The sequence below is a fragment of the Shewanella sp. MBTL60-112-B2 genome (genome assembly GCF_019655055.1).
GTDB lineage: Bacteria > Pseudomonadota > Gammaproteobacteria > Enterobacterales > Shewanellaceae > Shewanella.
Map to the genome: position 1 here is coordinate 289,898 of NZ_BPFA01000001.1, position 6,947 is coordinate 296,844.

Sequence of the window (6,947 nt, forward strand, 5' to 3'; positions counted from 1 at the left end):
AAAATAGAAACAATCCGATTGTAACAGATAGTAAACATTTTTGGACCCTGAAAAGTGGGTACGGTTCATATGACACAAGAGATTAATCTAAAAAGCGAGATAACAGCAACACAAACCGGGCAAAGATTAGACCAAACTTTGGCTGATTTGTTCCCGGACTATTCTCGCACACGTATTAAAGAGTGGATTCTAGCCGGTTCAGTCTTTATTGACGGCGAAGTTTCCGATAAGCCAAGATTCAAAGTGCTTGAAGGTCAGGTTGTGACGATTGGCGCCACGCTTGAAGAAGAAACCACAGCAAAAGCTGAAGCGATTGATTTAGATATCGTGTATGAAGATGACCATATTTTGGTGATCAACAAGCAAGCTGGTTTGGTTGTTCACCCTGGTGCGGGTAATCAAAACGGCACGCTAATGAATGCATTATTGCATCATTGCCCTGGCATTGAGTTAGTTCCGCGTGCAGGTATTGTGCACCGTTTGGATAAAGACACCACAGGTTTGATGGTGGTGGCTAAGACCGTTGAAGCTCAGACTCATCTAGTATCGGCATTGCAGGCTCGTGACATTACTCGTGAATACGAAGCAATTGTTACAGGCACTATTATTGCCGGTGGCACAATTGATGAGCCAATTGACCGTCACCCAACTAAGCGTACCCATATGGCTGTTGTTCATAATGGTAAGCCGGCTATGACTCACTACCGCGTAGCGGAAAAGTTTAGAGCACATACTCGTCTAAGATTACGCTTGGAATCAGGCCGTACTCACCAAATTCGTGTGCATATGGCACATATTGGTCATGTATTGGTTGGTGACCCTGTTTATGCTGGTCGTCCACGTCCACCAAAAGGTGCAGCACCTGACTTCTTCGAGACCTACATGGGCTTCAGACGTCAAGCATTACACGCGGTAAGACTTGAGCTAGCACATCCATTTACATGTGAAATCATGAGCTGGCAAGCACCTATCCCTGAGGATATGGTTAAGCTGACCAAAGCGCTGCGTAAAGACACTGAAGAAAATCCAACAGTGTATTAATGAGTCGTAGTAATGAAAATCAAGCTTGGTTTATTCCATCGGGAGTAAACCTCGCTTTTTCGACTCGAGAAGGTGGCTGCAGCCTGTCGCCTTACGCCAGCCTTAATCTTGGGCTGCATGTTGGTGACGACCCTCAAAAGGTTTTAGCTAACCGCCAACTTATAGCAGAGCAGCTTAAGCTTTCTGCAAATCCCGCTTGGCTAGAGCAAATTCACAGTGTCGATGTCGTAGATGCTGATAATTCACAAGTCCATCATGCCGATGGCAGTTATACCCAAAGTAAAAACCAAGTATGCGTGGTGATGACTGCAGATTGCCTCCCTGTATTACTGTGTGATGAAAATGGCACTGAAGTGGCGGCTGTACATGCCGGATGGCGTGGTTTATGTGACGGTATCATCGAAGTTGCAGTTAATAAGTTTAGTCATAAGCCTGCAGAGCTTATTGCTTACCTCGGACCAGCAATAGGTCCGACGGCATTTGAAGTCGGCGCAGAAGTCAAAGCGCAGTTTGAGGCTAAGCATCCGCAAACCAGCCAGCTTTTTAGTGATCATAAAAATGCTCAAGGTGAGCAAAAGTATATGGCTGATATTCAAGGCTTGGCTGAATTTAGATTGGTATTATTAGGCGTTAAGCGTATTTATGCTGATAAACGCTGCACCGTGACTGAAGATAACGACTTTTTCTCCTATCGCCGCGATGGCGTTACTGGCCGTATGGCATCATTTATTTGGCTTACTCGCTAACTTTATTACTCAGCTTTGACTTGATATTGTTCAAATAGCCCCCATCTTTAAGTAACAAAGATTCTGTACTTTTAGCAGAATCACCTTTTCTTATGTGAATAGAAGTGCGAATGGATTCATATCGTTTTATACAGCGGTATTAATGCTATCTAATTCGGTTTCTCAAAGCTGATAAGCAATGCCCATTGCCTTTTATTTACCATTTTTATGAGTTATCGGAGGATTTATGCGATTAGATCGTATGACCAACAAATTCCAGATTGCCATCTCGGATGCTCAGTCATTGGCACTAGGCCGAGATCATCAATTTATTGAACCATCACATTTAATGATGGCGTTACTTAATCAAGATGGTGGTTCCATTCACCCATTATTGACTCAAGCAGGGATCCAAGTGAGCACCCTGCGCTCTTTACTGAGTCAAGATCTTGAACAAAAACCACAAGTAGAAGGTACTGGCGGTGATGTACAGTTATCTCAAGCACTCATTCGCTTGCTTAACTTGTGCGATAAATTAGCTCAAAAACGTAAAGACAAGTTTATTTCTAGCGAGCTATTTGTCTTGGCTGCACTTGAGGGCAATGATTCTTTAGCGCAAGCACTTAAACAATCTGGTGCGACTAAAGAGCTGATGGAGTCGACTATCGAGCAAGTACGTAATGGCCAGAAGGTGGATGACCCAAATGCTGAAGATCAGCGCCAAGCACTGAAGAAATTTACCGTCGATCTCACCGAGCGCGCAGAGCAAGGTAAGCTTGATCCGGTTATTGGTCGTGACGATGAAATTCGCCGTACTATTCAAGTATTGCAGCGCCGTAGCAAGAACAACCCTGTGCTCATTGGTGAGCCAGGTGTCGGTAAGACCGCTATTGTCGAAGGTTTAGCGCAGCGGATCATTAACAACGAAGTGCCAGAAGGTATTAAGAATAAGCGTGTATTGTCATTAGATATGGGGGCATTAGTGGCTGGCGCTAAGTATCGCGGTGAATTTGAGGAGCGTTTAAAAGCGGTGCTCAATGAACTTTCGCAAGAAGAGGGACAAGTGATCCTCTTTATTGATGAGCTGCATACTATGGTTGGCGCGGGTAAGTCTGATGGCGCCATGGATGCGGGCAATATGCTAAAGCCTGCGCTTGCGCGTGGTGACTTACATTGTGTTGGCGCAACTACGCTTGACGAGTATCGTCAATATATTGAAAAAGATGCGGCTCTTGAGCGCCGTTTCCAAAAAGTACTGGTTGATGAGCCAAGTGTTGAAGACACGATTGCAATTTTACGTGGTCTTAAAGAGCGCTATGAGCTGCATCACCACGTAGAAATTACCGACCCGGCGATTGTTGCGGCGGCGAGTATGTCGCATCGTTATATTTCAGATCGTAAGTTACCAGATAAAGCTATCGACTTAATTGACGAAGCGGCATCAAGTATCCGTATTCAGATTGACTCTAAGCCTGAATCTTTAGACCGTCTTGAGCGTCGAGCGATTCAGTTAAAGCTTGAAGAGCAAGCGTTAAGTAAAGAGACGGATGAAGCTAGCTTACGCCGTTTAGACACCTTGCGTACCGAGCTTAAAGATGTTGAAGCCAAAGCGGCCGAGCTGAATGAGATCTGGCATACCGAAAAAGCAGCGTTAGCAGGAACTCAGCATATTAAGGCTGATCTAGAACAAGCACGTATGGATCTTGAAGTTGCTCGACGCGCGGGGGATCTAACTCGCATGTCTGAGCTGCAATATGGTCGTATTCCTGAGCTTGAAAAACAGTTAGATTTAGCTGCGCAGGCTGAAATGCAAGATATGACCTTATTACGTAATAAAGTCACCGATGTTGAGATTGCCGAAGTGTTATCGAAGGCAACGGGTATTCCTGTTTCTAAGATGCTCGAAGGTGAGCGTGATAAGTTACTTAAAATGGAAGATGCGCTGCATGAACGAGTCATAGGTCAAAACGAAGCTGTTGACTCGGTATCAAATGCAATTCGTCGAAGCCGAGCAGGGCTTGCTGACCCGAACCGTCCAATTGGTTCGTTTCTTTTCCTAGGCCCAACAGGCGTGGGTAAGACTGAGTTATGTAAGTCGCTTGCTAAGTTCTTGTTCGATACCGAATCGGCGTTGGTGCGTATCGATATGTCTGAATTTATGGAAAAGCATTCAGTATCTCGCTTAGTCGGTGCTCCTCCAGGGTATGTCGGTTATGAAGAGGGGGGTTATTTAACCGAAGCCGTAAGGCGTAAACCTTACTCGGTGATCTTACTTGATGAAGTAGAGAAAGCTCATCCAGATGTATTTAATATTTTATTACAGGTATTAGATGATGGTCGCCTTACTGATGGTCAAGGACGCACGGTCGACTTTAGGAATACAGTGGTGATCATGACCTCTAATTTAGGCTCAGATCTCATCCAATTGGGTTTCGGTACGCAAACCTATGATGAGATGAAGTCAGATGTGATGCAGGTGGTGATGAAGAACTTCAGACCTGAGTTTTTGAACCGTGTCGATGAGGCGGTAGTGTTCCATCCGTTGGATGAACAAAACATCGCTCATATCGCTAAAATTCAGATTGAAGGCCTTAAGCAGCGTCTTGCCGACAAAGACTACGGGCTAGAGATGAGCGAAGAGTCATTAGCATTGATTGCTAGAGCGGGTTTTGATCCTGTATATGGAGCCAGGCCACTTAAGAGGGCACTACAGCAAGAAGTTGAAAATCCACTAGCGCAGCAGATCCTCAGCGGGCAACTGTTGCCAGGTAAGGATATTAAGGTTTCAGTTGAAAATGAAACCTTAGTATTTAGCCAGTAATGTGTGAGTAAAAACCGCTAGGTCAACAGGCTGAGCAGTTGATACGCAGCTCTATAAAAGGCTTCAACATTTGTTGGAGCCTTTTTTATTTAAAAATAAGCGGCAAAGCCTGTTAACTTATCTTTGTTAATGTATATTGATCATAATGGCTGAAAATTGAACTAAGCATATAATGACGCCAAACATATTTGCTATTAATACTAGGTCTTTAGCTATCGGTATTAGCCAGATTGGTAATATTTGAGTAATGGATGATACTCAAGGTAAGTATTGGAATGGTTTATTCAAAATTTGATATGGACAAGGAGCGGAGCATTATGAAAAAAAAATTAGGCTTTATCGCATTAGTTTCACTAAGTGTGATTGGCTGTTCTTCCAGTTCTGATTATGAAGAAAAGCAGGTGTCAGCGCCTTATATTGGTGAAGGCAATAAAGAGTATGAAAGCCTCTATCATTATGGTTATTACCGAGGCTGTAAAAATGCGTATGTCACAGCGAAAAAGCAGACAGAGTTATATGACTCAATTAAGAAAGACACGGCGCTAGATGGTCTACAACGCTTTGACGATGGTTGGGCTGCGGGGCAAAAAGCCTGTGAAGATGGTGTTCCACGCTCAATGTACAACTTACAAGCTAGCAAGTAGTTGTGTACTTTCGATAAAAACAGACTCATATGAGTCTGTTTTTATTTAAGCTCTAAACCCTTTGTGGCAAGTGGGATTAAGTAGCATGGCTTCTGTTTAACAAACTATTTTGTGCAAAATAGTTTCACTCTCTCTTTTTGTTCTGAGATAGAGGCCTGCCTTTGCTCTTCGGTCATCGCGACCATTTCGCCAGTTTGTTTGTTTTTCTTATTTAGTTTTGCATGGGTCGTGAGTACGTTAAGACTGTGACGAGCATTTTTACAGATCTGCTTTGCTTGCTCTGAATCTGCCTGATTAATCGCTGCGGCTTTTTTTTCTAAATCTGTTTGAGCTTGAACTTGAGTAACCGGAGACGAAGGGGCAACAGTGCCTATTTGTTTTGGATTTAGGTCTTCACTATATAGCTTGTCAGTATTCGCTTGGTTTTCTCTCTGTTCTGGAGGCTGCTGGCTATAGTGGGTGACCCCACTATCATCAACCCAAGTGTAGATAATGTTGGCTTGGGCTGACGAAGATGAGACGGCCAATAGCAGAAATGTGCTAGCTAGAGTAGCTGTGTAGGTCGGGAACAGAAGTTTAGCGTAGCCTGTTTTTATTGTTTTAATCATTTCTCTATCCATAGTTAAAAATGAACTGACTGCAATTGAGTTGAATTTATAGTGGTTAACTAAAACGAACTTCATGCTAGCCCGAATACATTCTTAATGCCAATATCCTAATTGTACTATTTAGCAATACAGCTATTAGCTATGCAGCCAGGTTATTAGAAAGCAATAAAGTGAGCGGGAGATACACAATATATGTCTTGTATTTGAATTGGCAGTAATCACTACAGCTTAGAATTGCATTGATAAAACGGAGAAATGCTAGGTTTGAGCTTTTATGTAGGCGTTGGTGCTGGATAAAGAACCATAATGAAGAATTAATGTTCGCTTAGTTAAGTTGTTTAGATTTTATCAATAACCCCCCTTGCTCTTTAATCTCACATCCCTATAATGCGCATCCACTGACACGGCACAGCAGGCCAACTACCCAGCTTTAATGCTAGATAGAACGGGACTTGCAGCGCAATCAGTACTTCTTTTAAGTAAGAGGTGAAGTTCGGAAATCGAAAGAGATTTGAACCAGGTGACAATCGCTTTAAGAGCTTCGAATGATGGTTGTTAACACGAGAGTGTATAAAGAATCATCGCTTGAAAAACTTCTTAAAATAAGCGCTTGACGCCGACACTGGAGAGTGTAGAATACGCCTCCTCAGCCAAACGACCTAGCGTCTAAGGCGAAGTTTGAAAGATAACTTCAACGCTCTTTAACAATATGACAAGCAAATCTGTGTGGACACTCACAGAGATTAAGTTATTCGAAATTGTCTACTTCTTTCTAGTAAAGAATGAGGCAATCAAAAAATTACTTAATGAATGAGTGTTCATAGCAATATGTAATACAGAATTCGTTGAGCCGCTGATTTAGCCTTACTTGTAAGGTGGATGAAGCAAAAAAACTTTAATTGAAGAGTTTGATCATGGCTCAGATTGAACGCTGGCGGCAGGCCTAACACATGCAAGTCGAGCGGTAACACAAGGGAGCTTGCTCCTGAGGTGACGAGCGGCGGACGGGTGAGTAATGCCTAGGTATCTGCCCAGTCGAGGGGGATAACAGTTGGAAACGACTGCTAATACCGCATACGCCCTACGGGGGAAAGGAGGGGACCTTCGG

5 protein-coding genes and 1 rRNA gene are annotated in these 6,947 nt (G+C 43.4%); 5 read left to right on the forward strand and 1 reads right to left on the reverse strand.

Translation table 11 applies throughout. The annotated features are described in order from the left end of the window. Positions 1–69: 69 nt before the first annotated feature. From rluD to K5Q73_RS01220, 4 genes are all read left to right on the forward strand, one after another. Entirely contained in the window at positions 70–1,041 is a 972-nt protein-coding gene (gene rluD, locus K5Q73_RS01205) for a 23S rRNA pseudouridine(1911/1915/1917) synthase RluD (protein ID WP_220765760.1), read from the forward strand. Further along, a complete protein-coding gene (gene pgeF, locus K5Q73_RS01210) occupies positions 1,041–1,787 on the forward strand; it encodes a peptidoglycan editing factor PgeF (protein WP_220765761.1) in 747 nt (248 codons plus the stop codon). Before rluD ends, pgeF begins: the two co-directional genes overlap by 1 nt. Positions 1,788–2,013: 226 nt before the next feature. Then, positions 2,014–4,587, forward strand: coding sequence for an ATP-dependent chaperone ClpB (gene clpB, locus K5Q73_RS01215; RefSeq protein ID WP_220765762.1), 2,574 nt, complete (start codon positions 2,014–2,016; stop codon positions 4,585–4,587). A gap of 317 nt (positions 4,588–4,904) precedes the next feature. Then, a complete protein-coding gene (locus tag K5Q73_RS01220; protein WP_220765763.1) occupies positions 4,905–5,231 on the forward strand; it encodes a hypothetical protein in 327 nt (108 codons plus the stop codon). Positions 5,232–5,335: 104 nt separating this feature from the next. Here K5Q73_RS01220 and K5Q73_RS01225 read toward each other — a convergent pair whose 3' ends face one another. Further along, entirely contained in the window at positions 5,336–5,839 is a 504-nt protein-coding gene (locus K5Q73_RS01225) for a DUF4124 domain-containing protein (protein WP_259650860.1), read from the reverse strand. 896 nt (positions 5,840–6,735) lie between these two features. On the opposite strand from K5Q73_RS01225, the gene K5Q73_RS01230 reads away from it, so the two are divergent. Next, a 16S ribosomal RNA gene (locus K5Q73_RS01230) occupies positions 6,736–6,947 on the forward strand; the annotation flags it as partial.

Coding starts and splice junctions, on each gene's coding strand:
- rluD (WP_220765760.1), top strand. CDS start 70: ATGACACAAGAGATTAATCTAAAAAGCGAGATAACAGCAACACAAACC.
- pgeF (WP_220765761.1), top strand. CDS start 1,041: ATGAGTCGTAGTAATGAAAATCAAGCTTGGTTTATTCCATCGGGAGTA.
- clpB (WP_220765762.1), top strand. CDS start 2,014: ATGCGATTAGATCGTATGACCAACAAATTCCAGATTGCCATCTCGGAT.
- K5Q73_RS01220 (WP_220765763.1), top strand. CDS start 4,905: ATGAAAAAAAAATTAGGCTTTATCGCATTAGTTTCACTAAGTGTGATT.
- K5Q73_RS01225 (WP_259650860.1), bottom strand. CDS start 5,839: ATGATTAAAACAATAAAAACAGGCTACGCTAAACTTCTGTTCCCGACC.